The 20,919-nt window shown below is 33.5% G+C and carries 11 protein-coding genes; 5 read left to right on the top strand and 6 right to left on the bottom strand.

Annotated elements, in window-relative coordinates; translation table 11 throughout:
- Positions 1-16 precede the first annotated feature (16 nt).
- From Q0935_RS04520 to Q0935_RS04500, 5 genes are all read right to left on the bottom strand, one after another.
- On the bottom strand, positions 17-4,996 hold the full coding sequence (locus tag Q0935_RS04520; protein ID WP_299382760.1) for a choice-of-anchor L domain-containing protein: 4,980 nt from the start codon (positions 4,994-4,996) through the stop codon (positions 17-19).
- A 157-nt stretch (positions 4,997-5,153) separates the two neighbouring features.
- On the bottom strand, positions 5,154-7,502 hold the full coding sequence (pbpC, locus tag Q0935_RS04515) for a penicillin-binding protein 1C (protein ID WP_299382757.1): 2,349 nt from the start codon (positions 7,500-7,502) through the stop codon (positions 5,154-5,156).
- Between the two features lie 110 nt (positions 7,503-7,612).
- Positions 7,613-7,921 (bottom strand): antibiotic biosynthesis monooxygenase, encoded by a 309-nt coding sequence (locus tag Q0935_RS04510; RefSeq protein WP_299249051.1) that lies wholly within the window; start codon positions 7,919-7,921, stop codon positions 7,613-7,615.
- 27 nt (positions 7,922-7,948) lie between these two features.
- Complete coding sequence (locus Q0935_RS04505; RefSeq protein WP_299382754.1) at positions 7,949-8,812, bottom strand: SH3 domain-containing protein; 864 nt, start codon at positions 8,810-8,812, stop codon at positions 7,949-7,951.
- 152 nt (positions 8,813-8,964) lie between these two features.
- A complete protein-coding gene (locus tag Q0935_RS04500; RefSeq protein WP_299382751.1) occupies positions 8,965-14,547 on the bottom strand; it encodes an Ig-like domain-containing alpha-2-macroglobulin family protein in 5,583 nt (1,860 codons plus the stop codon).
- Between the two features lie 347 nt (positions 14,548-14,894).
- Here Q0935_RS04500 and Q0935_RS04495 point away from each other — a divergent pair, with 347 nt between their 5' ends.
- The 5 genes from Q0935_RS04495 (at position 14,895) to Q0935_RS04475 (ending at position 19,675) form a co-directional block, all read left to right on the top strand.
- Positions 14,895-16,448 carry an aldehyde dehydrogenase family protein gene (locus tag Q0935_RS04495; protein ID WP_299249753.1) on the top strand — a complete coding sequence of 518 codons (1,554 nt, stop codon included), beginning with the start codon at positions 14,895-14,897 and terminating at the stop codon, positions 16,446-16,448.
- 122 nt (positions 16,449-16,570) lie between these two features.
- Complete coding sequence (locus Q0935_RS04490; protein ID WP_299382749.1) at positions 16,571-17,278, top strand: hypothetical protein; 708 nt, start codon at positions 16,571-16,573, stop codon at positions 17,276-17,278.
- On the top strand, positions 17,256-17,939 hold the full coding sequence (locus Q0935_RS04485) for a hypothetical protein (protein WP_299382746.1): 684 nt from the start codon (positions 17,256-17,258) through the stop codon (positions 17,937-17,939). Before Q0935_RS04490 ends, Q0935_RS04485 begins: the two co-directional genes overlap by 23 nt.
- Positions 17,940-18,103: 164 nt before the next feature.
- Positions 18,104-19,036 (top strand): OmpA family protein, encoded by a 933-nt coding sequence (locus Q0935_RS04480; protein WP_299382744.1) that lies wholly within the window; start codon positions 18,104-18,106, stop codon positions 19,034-19,036.
- Positions 19,037-19,057: 21 nt separating this feature from the next.
- Positions 19,058-19,675, top strand: a complete 618-nt coding sequence (locus tag Q0935_RS04475) for a hypothetical protein (RefSeq protein WP_299382741.1) — start codon at positions 19,058-19,060, stop codon at positions 19,673-19,675.
- An 83-nt stretch (positions 19,676-19,758) separates the two neighbouring features.
- On the opposite strand, the gene Q0935_RS04470 is transcribed toward Q0935_RS04475, so the two are convergent.
- The gene (locus Q0935_RS04470; RefSeq protein ID WP_299382739.1) at positions 19,759-20,892 is read right to left on the bottom strand and encodes an ATP-binding protein; all 1,134 of its coding nucleotides are present in this window, start codon (positions 20,890-20,892) and stop codon (positions 19,759-19,761) included.
- Positions 20,893-20,919 lie beyond the last annotated feature (27 nt).

The following is a 20,919-nucleotide window of genomic DNA, read 5'->3' as shown; positions in this document are numbered from 1 at the left end:
TTTCTAGTTGGTTCGATTATTTGTTTTCTCTATTGACGTATACCCAAGCAGCTTTGCTTTTGTTTCCTTGGTAATCCATTACATAGTAATAAGTTCCTACTGGTAACTCATCGCCATCTAAAGATTGACCATACCACTCGTTTGTATAATTAGTCTTCTCGTAAACCTTAACACCGTTTCTATTAAAGATTGTTAAGCGTTGAACATCAAAACTACTTAAGTCAAAAGTATCGTTTAATCCATCTCCATTAGGAGAGATACCTTGCGGTATAATACAAGTTTCTAGTTCATCTACAAAAATGTCTTCACTAGCAGTACAGCCAGTTTCATTAAACATAACTTCTATAGTATAGGTTCCAGAAGTAAGTACATTATTAATACTTAAACCTGTTTGGCCAGCTACTAATACACCTTCATTGTACCAAGTTATAGTTACATCGCTTTCTGTATAATTATCGCCTGATGCCGTTACAGTAATTGGTGCTGTTGCGTTAGGGCATACTTCGTAATCTACATCCATATTGAATGAAGTTATAGGTGAAGTTCCAAATATTAAATTAAATGTTGTTGTTTCAAAACATCCGTTTGCATTTTCAGCTCTTACAAATATAGTTTGTGCTCCTCCATCAAAATCGGTTGGGTTAGAAATAGGATTTGAACTTGTTTCAGCATCAACTAAAGTCATGTAGTAAGCAAATGTTAAACCAGCTTGACCATTAGCTATTACTGTTTCATTTGATGTTAAATCGTAATTAGAAATACCATCTTCATCATCATCACAACCTAATATGTCATTAGCTTGTACTAAAATAGGTTTAGGAGCTAGTGCTAGGTTAAAAGTAGATGTTTTAGAGCAACCAGTAGTATTGGTCTCTATTCTATAATAGATTATAGTTGGAGCAATACTTTGGTATGCTGTAGCATTTGTTATTGGGTTAGTTCCGTCTTCAGCATCGATTGCAGTTTCGTAGTAAGTAACAGTTTCATCTGTTTGTGTGCCTAAAATAAGAGCTTCATTTTCGGTTAAGTTAAATAGTGCTTGACCTGAATTATCAATATCACACCCAAGAACATCTGGAAGTGTTTCTGGTGTTTCTGGATTAGGGAAAAATTCTACAATAATATTATCAATTACAAAACATGAAGCACTTGAGTTTAAAACTATTTCTACTTGGTAGGTGTTGCTTTCTGTAACATCTAATGTTAAACCGTTTTCAGGAACTCCATTTTCGTCTAATACAGGTTCTTGAATTAAAAATTCATCAATAGTATACCATGTAATTGTTGCATTGTCTCCTACAGGAACGCCAACATCTAAGGTAACTTCATCTCCTTCACAATTTGCATTTCCATTTGCTAAAAGAATATCTTCTCCTAAATCTACTTCTCCTATTTCAAAACTACCTGCATTTAAAAATACTGCCGAATCAAAAGCGGTATCTCCATCATCTGCAATTACTAATTTAATATGATAAGTTCTATTTGGGATTACTGTAGACATTGCTGTTAATGGTACAGTTCTACCTATAAAGTTAGTTGGGTTTGTTAATGCAGGTAATCCGCCATTCCCATAATAGGCATCAAACAATTCTGGATTTGCTGAAGGGCAACTTGCATTGTATGCGTCATCTCTAATTGTAAATACAGATACAGGTGTTGTTGTTCCTGGAACTACAGCAATATTAGTAGTTATACCCGTTACAGTATCTGTAAGTAAAAATGCAAATGCATCTGAGTATCCACATTGGAAACCTCCATATTCTTCAGCAGCGAAAATAAATTCGAAAGACATTGCTTCAATGAATGGTACAAAATCAAATTCAATAACAGAAGCATTATTAGTTGTTCCTTCATTTATAACAGCTTCTAAATCTGCATCTCCCGGCCAGCTATTATCTCCATCACTCAATGATCCCGTTTCTGGTCCTGGTGCATTTTCTGCATTACCAGTCGTCATTATAATTCCGCTTTCAAAAGGGAATCCAGAGCCATTTGCTTCAAAATATCCAATACCATTGTCTGAACCAAAATCCGTTCCTGTAGATGATGTTACGTTACTTATTGTTGAACATGGAGAATTTACTAATATATCTTCTACTAATTCTGTAACAGTGTATTGTGTTATACTAGTTGTAATTGGAGGAGGAATAGAGTACACACATAAATCGAAAGTTACATCTTGAAAAGGATCGTTATTAAATGTAAAGACTCTTATGTAGTATGTGTTTCCTACAGTTAATCCATTTGCAATACTTTCGTCAGCAGTACTACAATATAAGTTTGTAAGATTATTACAATCCGTTCCTTCATATAATCCATGTGATAAAAATGTTGTTGGACCTGTAATATTACTAAAACTAATAGCTTGATCTGTATTTATTGCTGTAAAAGTATACCAAACATCATCATTTGCTGTTCCTGTACATGGATTAGTTTGTGGAGATGTTGTAGCTCCAAATAAAGTACCACTTACAAAATTAGTACAGTTTCCATCTGCATTTGCAGTTACTGAAATAGCATTTTCACAGTTATCGTTTGATGGTGGACAAGTAGGAAGATTAATAGTTGGACTTGTGGAAGAACAAGTGTCTTGCTCGCTACTTACGGTAAAAATAACATCTGTGTTCAATGGATATGGTCCAAATTGAGTTACACCGGTTGTTGTTGAAACAGAAACAGGAGTACCTCCTTGATTATCTTGTACTGAAACAGATGTTGCACCACCAAAATAAGTTACATCTATATCTACTAAAAATTGAGAACCATTGATACAGTCATCTATAATAGTGTAAGTAGCGGTTGGATCAAAACAAGTTGGTGCCTCATCGAAAGTAACATCGTCTATTGCAATATCATCGAAAAAATCATTAGTTGTTTCAGAAAAGATAAATCGCGCTTGTACATCTCCAGTAATGGTTAACCCACTTAAATCTATAAATATTTCTTCCCAACCATTAGTATTTGTGTTATATGTTCCCATCAGATTCCAAGCTGCTCCATCCCAAACCTCTACCTCTAAAGTAGAATTGGCATTACCTTCATTATCACTAATTTCATAAAATGAAAGTGTAGGTGTTGCTAAAGGAGAAACATCTACAAATGGTGTGTATAATGTTGATGGTCCATCGTCTCCTGAAGAATCTACCCAAGCAAAGTAATTGTTGGTAGCTGTAGTACCAGTTAATGTTCCATCATTACCAATATGGTCAAAACCTCCATCATCTGCAAATTCCCAATCTTCACCACCATCCATTGTCCAACACAAAGGTATAGTTCCTGCATTTTCAAAACCTTCTGTATATGGTGCTATATATGTTGTACATTCTGTATCGAAGGTTCCTATTCCTATCCAGTCGCTATAATCACCACCTCCACAATCTGCTCTTACATAATATTCGTAAGAAGTTGCTGGTGTTAATCCAGTAGCAACATAAGGATTAGATGTAGTAGAATCACCTGCTGTTGTAGGTGTACCAGTGCCAAGTGCTTGTACTGTTACTTCCCATACTGTTTCAGATCCGATAGCAGTCCATGATAAAGTAGCTGTAGTTGATGTTGTACTATCAACAACTAAGTTTGATGGGTTTACACATGTAGGTAGCTCATCAAAAGTAACATCATCTATAGCTATATCATCACTAAAATCACCAGACACTAATTCTGAGAAAACAAATCTAGCTTGAACATCTCCAGTAATAGTTAGTGTACTTATATTAATTGTGCGCTGTTCCCAACCACTAGTATTTGTATTATATGTTGCCATTAGATTCCATGCAGCACCATCCCAAACTTCTACGTCTAGTTGTGAGTTAGCATCACCTTCATTATCACTAATCTCATAAAAAGTTATTGCTGGAGTAGTTAAACCCGAAACATCTATTAAAGGCGTAGTTAAATTTGCAGCTGCTTGTGTTCCTGAAGAATCTACCCAAGCAAAATAACCATTTGTAGCAGTAGAACCAGTTAATGTTCCATTATTACCAATATGGTCAAAACCTCCATTATCTGCAAACTCCCAATCTTCACCACCATCCATTGTCCAGCATAAAGGAATTGTTCCTGCATTTTCAAAACCTTCTGTATAAGGAGCAACAAATGTTGTGCATTCTGTAGCAAAATTTATTGGGCCAACCCAAATACTAAACTCACCACCACAATCTGATCGTATATAAGCTTCGTAGTTTGTTGCTGGCGTTAATCCCGTTTCAGTATGTGGATTGTTTGTAGTTGCTGTACCTGCTGCCGAAGGCAATCCTGTTCCTGGAGCTTGTACTACTATTTCCCATGCTGTCGTTGGACCTGCTGTCCATGATAGAGTTGCGGTAGTTGAAGTTGCGCTAACTAAAGCAAAATCAGAAGGTTCTGGACATGTTACATCGAAAACAGATATATCATCGAAAGCTACACCTTCACTAGAAACTGATCCATCTGAACCAAAAGCGATACGTAATATTACACTAGATTGTCCTGCTAAACCTGTTAGTGCATGATTGCCTGTTACCCAACCATTAGATCCTGTACCATTTCGTCCTGTCCAACCTGTTTGCTGACCACCAGGGTTTCCGCCTATTGTTCCATCTGTATACCAGTTGCCTGCATCACCTAGCGCTCCAACATTAACCCATGTTGTACCTCCATCTATTGAAGATTGTAAAACTGTGCCATCCCAACTAAATTCTGACTCCCACCATATACTCAAAGAAATAGCTGGTGCAGCCAAAGTTGAAAAGTCAAAAATAGGACTTGTAACTGTAGAGTTATCTGAATTATTATAATCTCCTGTTAAATTTGTAGTCCATGAGTTTACTCCTGAGGCAGCACTATTAATAACAGTTGCAGCAGGAGTTCCTAAAGTCCATGTTCCATTTGTTGCATTATCGGCAATCCATCCACCATCACCTGCTTCAAAATCTTCAGAGTATGGATAGGTTGTAATTTGTGCATTAATTGATAAACTTAAACAAAGTAAAATCAACAATAAAGTAATTTTTTTCATTTTATGGTTAGTGTTAGATGTGTTGTTACAAAATTGAATGTTAAATATATACTAATTTGTCAAACTATATGCTTACAGATAGATAAAGTGCACTCTTATTCGATGAAAGGAGTTTTTGTTTGGGTAATAAAAAATTATTCTAATAAAATTAACATTTTTACTTGCTAATTTCTATGCTTTTATTGATTTCGTTTCCGAATTCATCAACAACTGTAATGGTGTGTTTCCCTTCGTTCGGAGTCACAGGTAAATCGTGGATTCCATTGGTTTCTCCGATAAATTGAGTGTCTAAATACCAAAACACTTTAGTCTCTGATTTAGAGTGTGCTATTTTTAAAATGAGTGCATTTATTTTTCCATCAAAATCCTTTGGCAAAAAGATAATGCTATTGTCCTTAGGATAAATGAATTGCATACTTGTTTGTTGATTTCCAACGCAATCATTTCTGTAAGGAGGTAGTGTTTTGTAAAACGGATTTTTAGATTTATAGTAATATTCCATTAAAGGAGGTAATATAAACCATGAGGTATTTGTAATTGCATTTAATTCTTCGCATGATGTATTTACTTGATGTGTTTTTGTAGCGTCTAAATGGACTAATTTATGATAAGGACACGGTTTAGTTTTAAGTCCGCTTCTTTGAACAAACTTTTTAATGTTATTCTCGCAATATTGTCCAGCTCTAAAACCGCTTTCTTTGCAAATACTTATTTCTTGCATTTCGTCAAATGGTTTGTTAAACCAATCGCTATTTGGTAATAAATCGAAAACATCAAACAGAATAGGAGCAGCTGCTTGAACACCAACCAAACCTGGTCTTCCTTCTCCATCTGCATTTCCAACCCAAACACCAACAACATAATCTTTTGTTGTGCCAATGGCCCATGCATCTCGAAAACCAAAACTTGTGCCTGTTTTCCATGCTATTTGTTTAGAATCGTCAAAAAACTCCCAATTTTCGTTACCTTCTGGTCTGTTTACTTCTTTTAAACTTTCGTAGGTTAAATAAATTGAAGCGGCATCAAACAGTGTTTTTTCTGCTGATTTTTTTCCGAAGTCAATAGTTTCCGAAGCATAGAATATAGGTTCGCAAAATTCATTAGAAAAATACTCGCTTGAAGAGTCGTTAAAGTGATTTAATGTTGAAGAAAAACTCGCGTAGCTTTTGCATAAATCCCATAAATTACTTTCTGCACCACCAAGTATTAAAGATAAGCCATAGTGATTGGCATTGTATTTTACATCTCTAAGTTTTAAATCTTTTAAATAATGATGAAATCTATCCAGTCCAAAATCTCTAAGCATTCTTACTGCTGGTATGTTTAACGAGCGAGACAAGGCGCGACTTGCTGGTACTGCACCATCAAATTCTTTATTGTAATTTTCGGGTACATAATTCCCAAACTGTGTTGGTACATCTGCTACCAAAGCATTTGGTAATAAATCTCCTGCATCTAACATTGCAGCGTATAGAAAGGGTTTTAAAATACTTCCGGTACTACGTGGTTTGTCTATAATATCAACATCTTTTTGGTTTTTGCTAGTTGTTGGAGCATTACCAATATAGGTAAGTACTTTTCTTGTTTTTACATCTAAAACTAAAACAGAAATATTATGAATTTCATTTTGTTTCAGTAAATTATAATGGTTGTAAACTACATTATTTGCTTGCCTTTGAAGCTTGCAGTCTATTGTTGTTTGTGTACGTTCTCCATAATTAGACTTTGCTATTTTTTGAAGTAAATGAGGTGCGATTTGTGGTAATGGATATGGTTTTTGTGGTAAACCTTCTGCTATTGATAAGCTATAAGTTAATGAGTCTATAATTTCCTTATTAAGTAGTTTTTCAAGTAATCTATTGCGTTTTTTTAGTAATCGTTTTTGGTTTTTACCAGGATAAATTAAGCTTGGTGCATTTGGTAAAACAGCTAGTGTTGCGCTTTCTGCCCAAGATAAGTCGTGAGCATTTCTATTAAAATAACGCCAAGAAGCTGCATCAATCCCGACAACGTTACCTCCAAAAGGTGCATAACTAGAATAGTAGGCTAATATTTGACCTTTGCTTTCTTTTAATTCTAGACGTGTTGCTAAAATTATTTCTTTAATTTTTTCAAAATACGTTCTCGATTGTCCTTTTCGCGATAAACGAATAACTTGTTGTGTAAGTGTGCTTCCTCCGCGTTTTACTTCTCCAGAATTAATGTTTTGTTTTAAAGCTTTAACTATCGAAATAGGATTAAAACCTGGATGCTTGTAAAAATATTCATCTTCAAAATTGATAATACAAACTTCAAATTTTCCTGGAACACTATCGTTTTTTGGAAAACGCCATTGTCCATCTTTAGCTATTTGTGCACCTAATAAAGTGTTATTAGCACTTGTAATTACTGTTGCTGTAGGATCTTTAAAAAGTTCTTTTGGAAGGCAAAAATAATAGGCAAGTAAAAGTGAAGCGATAATTATCGACTTTATTTTGTTTCGTTTTATGTAGGATATTATTTTCATTTTAGTTCCTGCAAAGACAGAAATCTTATCATATTAACTCCTCTTTATTATAATTTCCTTTTAGTGAAAATTATAATTCATTGTCCTCTTAAAATAAGAGGAGAGCTGAATTATTTATTAAACTCATATTCACGTTCTACTTTGCAAATACGCACATTATACCATTTGTACCAGTCTTTTATTCCTTTTTGTTGTGCTAAAGCATGATCGGTTTGTTGTTTCCAATGTTGTATTGCTTGTAAGCTTTCCCAATAACTAACAGTGATTCCTACTTCGTTTTTAGCAGAATCTATGCTTATAAAACCGTTTTGTTTTTTAGCTAAAGTTTCCATTAAATCTGCCATGTCGTTATAACCGTTGTCGCCTTCAGTTCTGGTAGAAGTAAAGATCACTGCGTAGTATGGTTTAAAATTGTTCATAATTTATTTTCTATGAAATAGTTGTGTTTATTTCTCGTGTTTTGGTACTGTAAAGGTTACTGTTTTTTCTGTAACATTATCATCAAAATCGGTTAAGATAAATTTTAAGAATACTTCATTTGTGTCGACACTAATAGGAAATTGATTGATATTAGAAATTTTATCAATGCGTTTAGACCAATCTTCTCCACATTTTTCTGTTACAATTGCTTTTAAATTTTCGATAGAAATTGGAACAAATTGTTTTGCATCAGCTTCAGTGTAAGTTAATGTTTGAAATCTTGTATTATTAATTTTTTTGATTGGTTTCCATTCAGATTCATATTGTTTCCATTCAGATAAATCACAACGTAAATCTTCACCTATAATATTTAAAGTGTTTTGGTAGCGTTGTAAAATTTTCACACTCTTATAGTTGTTGTTTTTAACTTCAATGGTTTTTTTGCCAGGTGTGTTTTTTACATGTATTCCAATATTTAGACTATTATTAGTTGTTAGATCTAAAAGCTCGTCGTCATTATAAATGGAAAGGTTTTTAATGTGAATATCTGCTTCTGTGAGTTTTATATTAACAATTTTCGCTAGCTTATTTTTAGATAAAAAACCATTAAAAACATAGCCTTTTAAGTCTTGGTAACCATTCATTTTTATTTTCACCCATTCTCCAGAAACTTTATTGCCTTGGTCTATTACAACCAATTTTACATCGGTTTTCTCTATTACCTCAACAGCTTCATTGTACATAAGCTTGCCTAATTTTGAGGCTCCAATATCTGGTCTTTCTCTAACGGTTAAACCGCTATCTGCGTTTACATACGCATAATCTTGACTGTAGCAAAATGCTACGAATAATAATAAAATTGCTGTGATAAAATGTTTTGTCGTTTTCATAATGTGTTGTTTTAAAATTAATATGACATTTAAACATTCTAGTTGGTTTGTTATCACTTGAAAGTGTTGTAAATAAAGCGTCCTTTATTAATATTCATATTCAAATCATATTGGTTTTTTTATCTTAGATTCCTGCTTTCGCAGGAATTAAATTACTTTTCTACAGTTACCCATTTTCCTTTTGTACGTACTAGAAACTCGTTATCGTACATTGCTTCGGCTTGAGCTCCTGGTAAATAGTAGGTTCCTAAATACGATGCGTTTAGCATAACATTAAATGTATTGGTTCCATACTGTCCTTTTTTGTTTAAATCGAAATAGAAATTAACTCTATCATCTCGAATGTCTGTAAAACGCGCATCGCTTCTTTTAGCGGCATTTCCAAAGGCGGTAAATCGAGTGTTTACAATTTCCCAACCAGAAGGAAATATTTGAGTTAATGCAACATCTGTAACACGTTCGTTTTTAAGATTTGAAACCGTTACTGTTGCAACAAAATCTTGACCTTGTTTTAGGTTGTCTATTTCTATAGTATTTCCTTTTAAATCTTTATAAACAACACTTGTGCTTAAGCCTCTTTGCTCTACTAGCTCTTCTCCTAGAGGTAGTTTTCCTGAATTTAAAACACGAACATAAACAACATTGCCTTGTTTGTTTTTAAAGCTTAATTTATTATTACCATCGTTAATTTTTAGTTCTCTTTGTGCAATAGCGCTCTTGGTATTTATGCTTTCGGTTTTACCATTTATAGTATATTCTAAATCAAGAGATTTTCCTCCGTTTTCTTTAACCATTTTCGACATAGCAAGTAAACTGTAGGCTGTAGTTTGTGTACTCATCCAACGGTTACTTGAAAGATCTTTTGCTAAAGTTTTAGATAATTCTTTCATTCTAGAATCTTTGGTTAAAACCATAGTCTCTAATGCCATGGCACGATTTCTATCTATAGATCCATAAGTGTAGTAATTATGTCTAGGTGCTTGAAACTCTATGTTTGCTGTTTTAGAAATAGCTTTACTAGCTTCTGTTTGTCCTGCTAATGCATAAGCAGCTGCTAATCTCCATTTTGCTTCGTTAGAGATTTCACTAAACTCTTTAAGTCTGTTCATTGCTCCTAAATCTGGGCTTCCTGCTAAAGCTAATGTGTATAATCTGTAGGCTTGTGCTAAATCGCTATTATATGTTTTGTAGCTTGGTCTCCAGCTTCTGGCGGCTTCTTTTTGGTACTTAATCCAATTGCTTTTAAAAGTAAGCGGAAGAACGAATCCTAGTTTTTCGGCTTCAATCATAAAGTGTCCAGAATAACTTGTTCCCCAATCGTTAGCATTATTTTCTCCCATCCAGTAAGACATGCCACCATTTGGTCTTTGGAAATTTCCGAGACGTTTAATTCCACTTTCGATATTAGATTGAATTTCTTGTTTTTTCTTTAACGGAATATCAAAAATCTCATTTAAATATAACTGCGGAAACACTCCTGACGTCGTTTGTTCTACACAACCATGAGGATATTGTACTAAATATTGAAGTCTACGAGAGAAATCCATTGGTGGCATAGTTGAAAACTCAACCGTTGCACTATTTGAATTAACTACTCCAAACGTATCGAAATCGAGACTAGCTGAGGCTGATTTTTCTAGTGTTTGCTCTAGCGCCTTAGAACTAATTGGGTTTACATTTTCAACATCTAATTCTACTTTGTAGGTTGATTTTTCTCCATTTCCAGTAGCAATAACTTCTACAGTATTTATGCCGTTTGCCTGACTTACGTCTAACTCAAAATAAGCCATTTGCTCATCTGGTTTAGCGAAAGTTAGTTTTTTAGATTGCTCACCAATTATTTTAATGCCGTTACTTAATTTAAGTTCAATATCAACATTTTTAATATTAGGCTCCATTGCAAAAACAGTAATAGGAAGTGTTACTTTTTCACCAGGACTTAATTTTCTTGGCAATGTTGCTAAAACCATTAATGGCTTTTTAACTTCTACAGATTTGTCTGTACTTCCATAAGCTTCAGTTTTAGTATTACCTGCAACAACCATTGTTCTTACAGCTCCAATATAATTTGGCATTTTAATGCTGTGCGTTTTTCTTCCGCCAGCTTCCATTTTAAAAGGACCTAGTACTTTTACTACAGGCTTGAAACGGTTTGCTTTTTTATTTTTTCCATCTGCGGCACTTCCATCTCCACCAATAGCGAATATTTGATCTATACTTCCGCTATAAGCGCCAATAACATCATCATAAATATCCCATGTTTTTACACCTAAAGCTTCTCTAGCGTAAAAGGCAGACCACGCATTTGGTGTTTTAAATCGAGTTAAATCGAGTAAACCTTCTTCTACCATTGCAATGGTATAAGTCATGGCTTTATTGTTTTTTTCTGAAACAATAACCGTAAACTCTTCCTCTGGACGTAAAACGCTAGGCATTCTAATTTCTGGTTCTAGTTTAGTGTTTGGATCTTCAACTAGAATTGGGATTACACCATATAAACGTAATGGTAAATCGTTAGCAGTTTGAGCGTGTGGTTGTAATAATGAAATGTTTACAAACACATTTGGTGCCATTGCTTTAGTAATAGGAATATTTACAACAGTTTCTCCTGCTTTTGTTTTTACCCATTTGTACTCAATAACTTCTGTGCCGTTTTCTATAGAAATTAATGCACGACCTTCTGTTCCTGATGGGAATGTTATTTTTGCTGTTTCACCAACATTGTAGTTCTCTTTATCTGCTGAAAAAACTAACATTTTAGCAGCTTCTTTGTCTCCGCTTGGTTGTTTTTTCCACCAATTTTTGTAAAAATAAGCTGTGCGACCTGTAGCGTGACCACTTTTAGGATCGTAAACACGAATTAGATAACGTCCGCCTTCTTCTTCAGGAACATTAATAGTTAAGCTTGCTTTTCCTTTGGAATCTGTATTTAGTTTACTGCTAATAAAAGGTTTGTGGAACGAGCTCGATGTGTATTTTGATAAATTGTCGTAAGATGAGTTCCACCACCAGCGCCATTCTACTTTATAAACTTTTACTTCTAATCCGTTTCTTTTTATAGGATTTCCTTGATCGTCTACTACAACAATATCAAAGGTTTGGTTTTCGTCGGTATAAAAAGAATCGTAAGCGCGACCTTTAGGTGAACGCAGTCCTACAAAAGATTTGTATGGTGCATATTGTTTTGTAAAAGCATCCATAGAGAAATCGCCGCCATTCTCGAAAGCACGTACTAAAAATTGTACGTTTAACATTCCGGGTGCGTTTTGTCCTACACTTAGTTTGTTCTTGATTTCAGTAAAACCGTCTTCATCTACATTACCTTCAAAAACATTTAATTCTTCTTGAGAAAAAGAACGCGAAGGATCTCTAAACACATACTCTTTGTAGTTTTTAAAAGGATAATATGCGTTGCTAAATTTTGCTTTAATTTCGGTTTTAACATTTTTGGCAGGTGCTCCATGTAACCAGTTTACATTAAGTGTTCCCTTTAATGCTTCGCTACCAGAGAGTATTTCATCTTTAAAATCTACTTTAATTTTTAATCGGTTTGGTTTTACTGTTTCAACTTTTAAACCTTTGTAAAAAGTAGCGCCACCAACACTTACTTTAGCGTTCCAATTACCTGTTTTGTTATTGGTAGAAGTTGGTACTGTAAAGGTGTAAAAATCGTTAACACTTTCGCTAGTTATTTTCTTGTAAGCTAATTTGCCATTAGGATCTGTAACTTCCATTTTTACAGGATGACCTTTAGGTAATTTGTTACCATTATCGTCTAGTATAAATGTAAGGTGAAGTGAGTCTCCAGGTCTCCAAACACCACGTTCGCCATAAATATAGCCTTTAAGACCGCGCTGTAAATGGTTTCCAGAAACATCGAACTTACTAAGGGATAAAGCTTGTCCGTCCCTTAGTTTAATATATGTTTTGTTGTTGCCTTTGCTTACAATTACAAATGAAGCATGACTATTAGTTTCTATTTTTGCTAAACCTTCTTGGTCTGTTGTTGTACTAGAAATCTCTTGTTGTTGGTAGTTGTATAATGTTATTTTAGCGCCAGCTTCAATATTGGTATTTAATATGTTTGTTACCGCAAAGTAGTAATTGTTATTTGCGCCTTTTTTTACAATAACACCTAGGTTTGATGCTAATAAATTTTGAGACACTTCGCGATCTTCGTTATAATAAGCATCGTGACATGGGTTGTCGTATTCTCTCCAGTTATAGTTTCTACTTCTGTACCTGTAAGTTATGTTATCCCAGTATTCTTCTTCACGAAGGTCGTCGTCTTCGGTTGTGCTTTCATTATAATCTCCGTAGTAATCCTCTTCGTAATACTCGTCTTCGTAGTAATCGTCATTATCTTCAGAATTTGTTATGTTTTGGTTTACAGAGCAATCGTAAAAAGAATAGTCCTTTTTAAAGCTTAGTTCTATTCTATAAAGCGCACCAGGATCTGCATTAAATATTTTAGAAAGATCTGCACTGTAGGTTTTCCATTTGCCAGTGTTTTCTACGCCGTCATTTACTAGGGTAATCGTTTGTTTTGCTATTCTTCTACCAACTTGTTTTATGCTGTTGTTATTACCGCCTTGTAACTCGTTGTCTTGTAAAAACTGGAGCACATTGTCTTCGTATATTTTAATAACCCTTAAGTCTACTTTTTTAAGGTTTACGGCTTCAAAATTAAATTTTAATTCTTGTGAGTTTGGTAGTATTACACCGCTATTTACTAATCTTACTTGAGGTTTAACTTCTTCGAAAGAAATGGTTTCAGAAAAAGGTTTTTTCAATTTATAACCTTCCGTGTTTTTTATGCCTTGAAAAATATCTACTTGAACATTTCCTGTTATTTTAGAATCTGGATAGGCTTTTAAAACATTACCATCTACAATGTATTTTGGGTTTTTTGTATTTTGAATAGTTACTAAGCCATCAAAATTTTGCTGTTTTTTAATAGGATCAGAAAAATTAATAGAAAGATATTGTTCTGGATTTTGTACAACATCTATTTTGGTAATCGTAAAGTTGTTTTTACCAGGTATAATAACTGTGTTTTCACCAGAATTATCTGCGTCTATTGCTTTTCCATTCCATTTTACTAAAATTTCACTATCCTCAATTTTACGACTTATGCTATCAATTTTAAATTCGAAAGCTCTTGCAGGTACGCGCTCTTCGTTCCATTCTATGTTTAATTGTCTTCCTCCTTGTGATGCTTCAATTAATTCCTTTGCTTGATCTGTGGTAATATTATCTGCAGATTTTACAACACCTAATAAATATTGCCATTCCTTGTCGTAAGATTGTAAATTGTTTGTGCTTACATTAAAGTTTGGTGCTATGGTTTTAAATTGAAAAGTATATTCTGAAAAACCAGAAGGCATATCGTTGTAAATCTTATCTAATTTTACGGTTACCGAATATTCTGTGTCTGGTTTTAAATTTTCGTTAGGTGTAAAAGTTAAAGCGTGTTTATTGGCTACTTTTAAATTTCCAGAAACATTAGGTAAAATGGAGATTATGCTAGCATCAATTTCGTTGCCAACTTCCCATGCTTCAACTTCTTTAGCTAAGCTAATTTGAACACTACTAGTTTTAGAAACTAAACCAGAAGTTGTGTAGCTTATGTAGTCTTTAAACTTAAAAAGGTTGTCGGTTTCGGTTACCTTTTTCTTACAAGACTGTGCTAGAGCGATACAGAGAATTAGGGCAAAAATTGATTTTAATTGCATAGGAGTGTTGGTTTTAAAGATTAATAACGATGGAAGAAAACAGGTAAGAGTATTCTTATTAATATAATTACGCTAGAAAGTTTGTATTTAGTCTTTGGTTAATTGTTATGTTTTTGTTAAATTTTTTTATTAGTAAATTTTAATAGCCTTAGGTGTCATCTTTAAAAAACTAAATACGTTGCTTTACTCTATGAAGAAAGGGATTGTAGAGCGTTATTTTTCTTTGTTTTTAGGTTCGACTATTAGCCGCAATAAAGTTACTATTTTTAAGAAAGTTATAACCTTAAAAACATAGATTTATTAGTATATTCGCTAAAAATTTAATAATTCTTAAAAATTCAAGATATATTATGGCAATTTCAGCTGATTTCGGAATAAAAGAAGCACTAAAACAATTAGGTGTTAAAGAAGTAAACGATGGAACATCTACAGGTTCTAATAACTTTGGTAGTGGAGAGGCAATTTCTTCATTTTCACCAACAGATGGTTCTTTAATTGGAAAAGTTACAACAACTACAAAAGCAGACTACGAGAAAGTAATGGAATCAGCAACAGCTGCATTTACATCTTTTAGAGCAATGCCAGCGCCTCAAAGAGGTGAGATTGTGCGTCAGTTTGGAAATAAATTAAGAGAATTAAAAGAACCTTTAGGAAAGTTAGTTTCTTACGAAATGGGAAAATCTTTGCAAGAAGGTTATGGAGAGGTTCAAGAAATGATTGACATCTGTGATTTCGCAGTAGGTTTATCTAGACAATTAAATGGGCAAACAATTCCATCTGAACGTCCAGGTCACGTTATGCGTGAGCAATGGCATTCTATAGGTGTTGTTGGTATTATTTCTGCATTTAACTTCCCAGTTGCAGTTTGGGCTTGGAATACAGCTTTAGCATGGGTTTGTGGTGATGTTTGTGTTTGGAAAGCTTCAGAAAAAGCACCGCTTTGTTCTATTGCTTGTCAAAACATAATTGCTGAGGTTTTAAAAGAAAATAACTTGCCAGAAGGCATTTCTTGTATCATTAATGGAGACTACAAAGTAGGAGAAATGATGACTACAGATCATAGAATTCCATTAATATCTGCTACAGGTTCTACAAGAATGGGACGTATTGTTGGTGCAACAGTTGCAGAACGTTTTGGAAAATCTTTATTAGAGTTAGGAGGGAATAATGCAATTATTATTACGCCAACTGCAGATTTAAAAGTAGTTGTTCCTGGTGCTGTTTTTGGTGCTGTAGGAACTTGTGGACAACGTTGTACATCTACAAGAAGATTAATTATACACGAATCGGTTTACGATAAAGTAAGAGATGCTATTGTTGGAGCTTATGGGCAATTAACAATTGGTAATCCTTTAGATGAAAAAAATCATATCGGACCATTAATAGATAAAGACTCTGTTAACACTTATTTAGCTGCAATTGAAAAAGCTAAAGCTGAAGGTGGGAACGTATTAGTAGAAGGTGGTGTTTTAGAAGGTGAAGGATTTGAATCTGGATGTTACGTAAAACCAGCAATTATTGAGGCTGAAAATGATTTCGAAATCGTACAGTCTGAAACTTTTGCTCCTGTTTTATATTTAATAAAATATTCTGGAGACGTTGAAAATGCTATCGATACTCAAAATGGTGTTGCACAAGGATTGTCTTCTGCAATTATGACAAACGAATTAAAAGAAGCTGAAAAGTTCTTGTCATTCGCTGGTTCAGATTGTGGTATTGCTAATGTAAATATTGGAACTTCTGGTGCCGAAATTGGTGGTGCTTTTGGTGGTGAAAAAGAAACAGGTGGTGGACGTGAGTCTGGATCTGATGCTTGGAAAGTTTACATGAGAAGACAAACAAATACAGTAAATTATTCAGACGAATTGCCTTTGGCTCAAGGTATTAAATTTGATCTATAATATTTAAGTATTAAGTTATATTGTAAAGCCACATCGAAAGATGTGGCTTTTTTTATTTCTAGACGCAACCTTTTAGTTTTCTTGCATCTATAGAAAAGTAGTACTAACCAAACAAATCGCTCATGTATAAAAAAACCACGCTTATAATATTAATAATATTTCTTGTATTTAGTTGCGAAGTACAATTCGATAGAAATGTTAGGATAGAGGTTACTGGTGTAACGGTAGATGAGAATGTCGTTGCTATTCCAAATGTATTTGTTGGTGTTTATACAGAAGCTGCAAGGTTTACGGGTTTTTATCCTACTTTAAATGGAGATAGAGAATATCTTTTAGGAAGTAGTAATAGTGATGAGAATGGCGATTTCTCTGTAGCGTCTTTGTTTGATAGTGATCAGGATTTTTTCATTTTTGTAGATGGAGGAGATTCGCGTACAAATTATATTTATTCTTCAGATACTTTTGATTTTGAGCCTCAAAATTTTATTTTCAACCTTGATGAGGTGAGTTTAAAAAAGAAAGCAAATATCAATTTTAATATCACAAGAACAAGTCCTCCAGGATCAACTCTTGACTTTTATATAAGTTACCAAAGTCCATTGTGTGAAGAGGTTTTTGTAAATGGTGTTTTAGACGAAGCTCTTAGTAATTGTAATAGAATGGTATCTGTATTTAGAACTCTAAATGATGATAGTCCTGACTATGAAAATACTTCAAGCTCTTTTATAACGGGAACAATTGAGTTTGGTTATAGTATTAATGGTGGTGCAGAAACAATAGAAACTTATATAATTAATCAAGAAAATTATGACATCAACTTCAGTTATTAAATTTGTATTCGTTTTAATGTTTTCTATGTTTACACTTTCATTATGGTGTCAAGAAGTAGAATCTAAAGATGATGAAGAGCATGAAAATAGTTCTATGCTTGACTATGGAGTTAAGGGGTCTTTTGGTGTTGCTTATAACGTTGTTAATCCATCTGGTGATAAGTATTTTGGCTTGGCTTATAAAGGAAAAGGAGGCTATGCTTTAAAATTTAAGCTGTTTGTTTATGATGGTTTCTTTTTGGGCGGTTCCTCCGGATTTTCTTATTTCGAAAATACTAATATTGAAATAACAGGTAATTACGATAAAACACGTGTTGGTAGTCATTATTTATTTTTAGGATATGAATACCGTCCTATAGAAAAACTAGCCTTTAATGTTAATGCTAGTCTTTTTGGAGAAGCTAGGCATAAAAATGAATATAATGCTGGTAATGAGGCGTACCAGATAGATAAAGCAAAAATAAGGGCTTTTGAAGTTAGTTTGGATTACTTTATTGCTCCAAATTTCTCTATTAACCTATATTATGCTTACCGAAACGATAAAACTAAAATTAATACTTCTCCAAACTTACAATCACGTTTCGATCGTGCTCAATTTGCTATAATCGGTCTAGGTGTAAATTTTCAATTTGGAAAAGAAGCTATTATTTCTAACTTTTAAAGTAAATAATCACGACTTCTATTTTGATGATATTTGTTATTTTACCCTAAATAATATTGATTTAATCGATTTTTAACACCTTGATTTTTAATTTATTAAAAAAACTGTTAAAATTTAATGGTTTTTTAATAACTTGAGGCTTACTAACTTAAATCAAAATTATAATGAGTAAAAAAACCAGTTATCTTCTTGGTATTTTGCTAACCATTATTCTTGGTACTATTCTGTACTATTTCTTTTGTTGCAAGCCATGTTTGGAAGCTTCAAATAAAGAGGCGGAAATCGAGAATAATGTTGCAGAACCAGAAGTAAAAGCCGCAACAAAAAACGCTTTTTCAGTAATAGATTCGAAAAGTAGTTTAAAATTTGATGCTAACGAGAACTTTAATTTTAAAGGTTCTGATTTTTCTATTTTAGAACCAGTGTCTGAAGGTTTAAAAGCGCAATTAGAAAGGATGTCAACCTACTTAAAGGATAATCCTACTAAAAGTATTGATATTACAGGACATTATACTAGTGATGAAAATAATACATCTGCATTTCCTAATCTAGGATTAGCAAGAGCAAATGCTGTTAAAAATTATTTTGTGGCTCATGGTATGTCTTCAAAAGTAATAAACACATATGGTGAGCTAGATGTTAGTTTAGTGCCAGATACTACAAATACTTATTTTGGGCCTTTATCTTATACTATTAAAACTAGAGATGCTAACGATACCAGTCAAGTCGATGAATTAAAAGAGCTTCATGATGCTATAGTTGCAAATCCTTTAGTGTTGTATTTTGATACCGCTTCGGCATCAATAAATCTTAATGCAGAGCAGCGTGAAAAAGTATCTAAAATGGTAAAATATATAGATAAGGCAGATAATGCTTCTATAAAAACAATAGGTCATACGGATAATACTGGAAATCGAGATAATAACGTGAGATTAGGCTTAGATAGGGCAGAATTTGCTAAAAGTTATTTAGTAAGAAACGGAATCTCTTCAAGTAATATTAATTCTTCTTCTAAAGGACCAGACGAGCCAATTGCAGATAATAGTACAGACGAAGGTCAGGCAAAAAATAGAAGAGTAGTAGTAACATTAAACTAACAATTAAAAACGTATATAATTATGACTTTATTAATATCAAACATACCATGCTGGTTAATACCATTACTAGTAGGAGTAATTTGTGGAATTTTAGGCTATCTATTGGGTCGACTTTTAGGTGGTGGTAGTGATGAGACTACAAAGCAAATAGACGTAGATGTTTACAAAAATAGAATAGCAAAATTAGAAGCAGATTTAGAGGCTTGTAAGTCTAGTAAAAAATCCACATTTTCAGGAGGTAATTCTTCTAGAGAAGTAGCTGGAGCACCAATAGATAATAAAGCAGTATCAAGTTTTGCTGCAGGAGCTGTTTCTGTGAATTCTAACGGAGTAACTGCAGTTGCTTTCGATGCAGCAGCAGCAAAAGCTGTAATTGGAAAAAAAGTAAATCAAGATGATTTAACCGTTGTTGAAGGTATTGGTCCAAAAATTAAGGAATTATTTCACAATCACGATGTAACTACTTGGGCTGGATTAGCAGATTGTACTGTAGAGAAATGCCAAGAGATTTTAAGTAGTGGAGGAAAGCGCTTCGAGATACATAAGCCAGGTACTTGGCCAGAGCAGGCTAAAATGGCTGCTTTAGGGCAATGGCAAAAATTAAAAGCATGGCAAGATGTTTTAGATGGTGGAAAATAAAGACTATTTAGTATCTTAAAACTCAAAACCGCTGCTTTAAAACAAGTGGCGGTTTTTTTTTATATAATTTTATTTCAATGTTGTTAATTGTATTTTACTTTGCGTAAAATTCTAAGTGATTCTTTATAATGTGTATAAGTGGTGTTGCTATGTTTTTTTAGGTAAGGTTTTGCGTCGATTAGTTTATTTATGGCTTCGCTAAAACCATTTAAATAGCAAAGAAGAAATGTGGCGGGTAAATTGTTAATATCCTTTTCTTGTAATACAGTGAGTGGCTTTCCTTTTTTTAAAGCGTCTAGCAATGCATTATTAGCATTGTAAATATGGTGTAGTGTTTTTGTGTTGAATTTTGGAGGCTGAAAAACCAAAGTAGATTCAATAGTATAGCTAGCATTATCATGAAATTGAATAACCGTTTCTTCTAAAGGATAATATTTATTATTGTTTTGAAGCCCTAAAGAGACGTATTCTGTAATTTTAAAACTATCACCGTCAATTAGTATTGAAACCTCGTCTAAGGCTGAATAAAATAAACGTACCTGCTCGTTAATAAGTTCTATGTCTACGCGAGAGAAAAATACCTCATTTTTAACTTCTTTTTTCTGCCCAGCCCAGCACAAAACAAAATATTCTTTAAAGACTTTGTATTGTGGATTGTAGTCTTTTCGCTTATTCATGAAATTGAAAACACTATCAAGTGTATGTTCTATATTATTGTGTGAGTTGTTTTCAATGGCTTCAACAATTTTAGAATTTACATCTTTAATCTCGCTTTTAAAAGTCTTGGGCATGCTTATGCTTCCATCTCTAAAAAAGACAGTACCTCCATAATATTTCCAAATATTTTTTCTTAAAGAAGTTAAGCCATCAATAGCCCGAATAGTAACTAGGCCAATCACTTTATGGTCTGGTAAATGTGGAAACGGAATGTTTTCGTATTGCACAATTGGAGGATTGCTGAGGTAGGCATTTATTAAGTTTTGAATTTTTGAATCGTCAAAAAAATCAACACCAACAATAGTATTGTCTTCGTCTTCAACGCCAATAACAATAAAGGAATTATTTTTAGGATTGCTATTAGAAAGTGCGCAAACGTGCTTTAAAAACTTAGCTTTGCCTTCTTTTTGTCCAATATTTATTTTTCGTTTTTTATCATAAAAACTATTCTCATCGTTGTGAGCTAGTAAGTTTTTAATTAAAAGACGTTTATTAATCATGCTTATTTCTGCTAAAACAGAATTTTA

The sequence above is a fragment of the uncultured Lacinutrix sp. genome (assembly GCF_947500605.1).
In the GTDB taxonomy this organism is placed as follows: Bacteria; Bacteroidota; Bacteroidia; order Flavobacteriales; family Flavobacteriaceae; genus Lacinutrix.
This window is presented reverse-complemented; position numbering and strand designations above follow the sequence as displayed.

Bases quoted from the DNA above. Each gene is read 5' to 3' on its own strand.
- Q0935_RS04520 (WP_299382760.1), bottom strand. From the start codon at position 4,996: ATGAAAAAAATTACTTTATTGTTGATTTTACTTTGTTTAAGTTTATCA.
- pbpC (WP_299382757.1), bottom strand. From the start codon at position 7,502: ATGAAAATAATATCCTACATAAAACGAAACAAAATAAAGTCGATAATT.
- Q0935_RS04510 (WP_299249051.1), bottom strand. From the start codon at position 7,921: ATGAACAATTTTAAACCATACTACGCAGTGATCTTTACTTCTACCAGA.
- Q0935_RS04505 (WP_299382754.1), bottom strand. From the start codon at position 8,812: ATGAAAACGACAAAACATTTTATCACAGCAATTTTATTATTATTCGTA.
- Q0935_RS04500 (WP_299382751.1), bottom strand. From the start codon at position 14,547: ATGCAATTAAAATCAATTTTTGCCCTAATTCTCTGTATCGCTCTAGCA.
- Q0935_RS04490 (WP_299382749.1), top strand. From the start codon at position 16,571: ATGTATAAAAAAACCACGCTTATAATATTAATAATATTTCTTGTATTT.
- Q0935_RS04485 (WP_299382746.1), top strand. From the start codon at position 17,256: ATGACATCAACTTCAGTTATTAAATTTGTATTCGTTTTAATGTTTTCT.
- Q0935_RS04480 (WP_299382744.1), top strand. From the start codon at position 18,104: ATGAGTAAAAAAACCAGTTATCTTCTTGGTATTTTGCTAACCATTATT.
- Q0935_RS04475 (WP_299382741.1), top strand. From the start codon at position 19,058: ATGACTTTATTAATATCAAACATACCATGCTGGTTAATACCATTACTA.
- Q0935_RS04470 (WP_299382739.1), bottom strand. From the start codon at position 20,892: ATGATTAATAAACGTCTTTTAATTAAAAACTTACTAGCTCACAACGAT.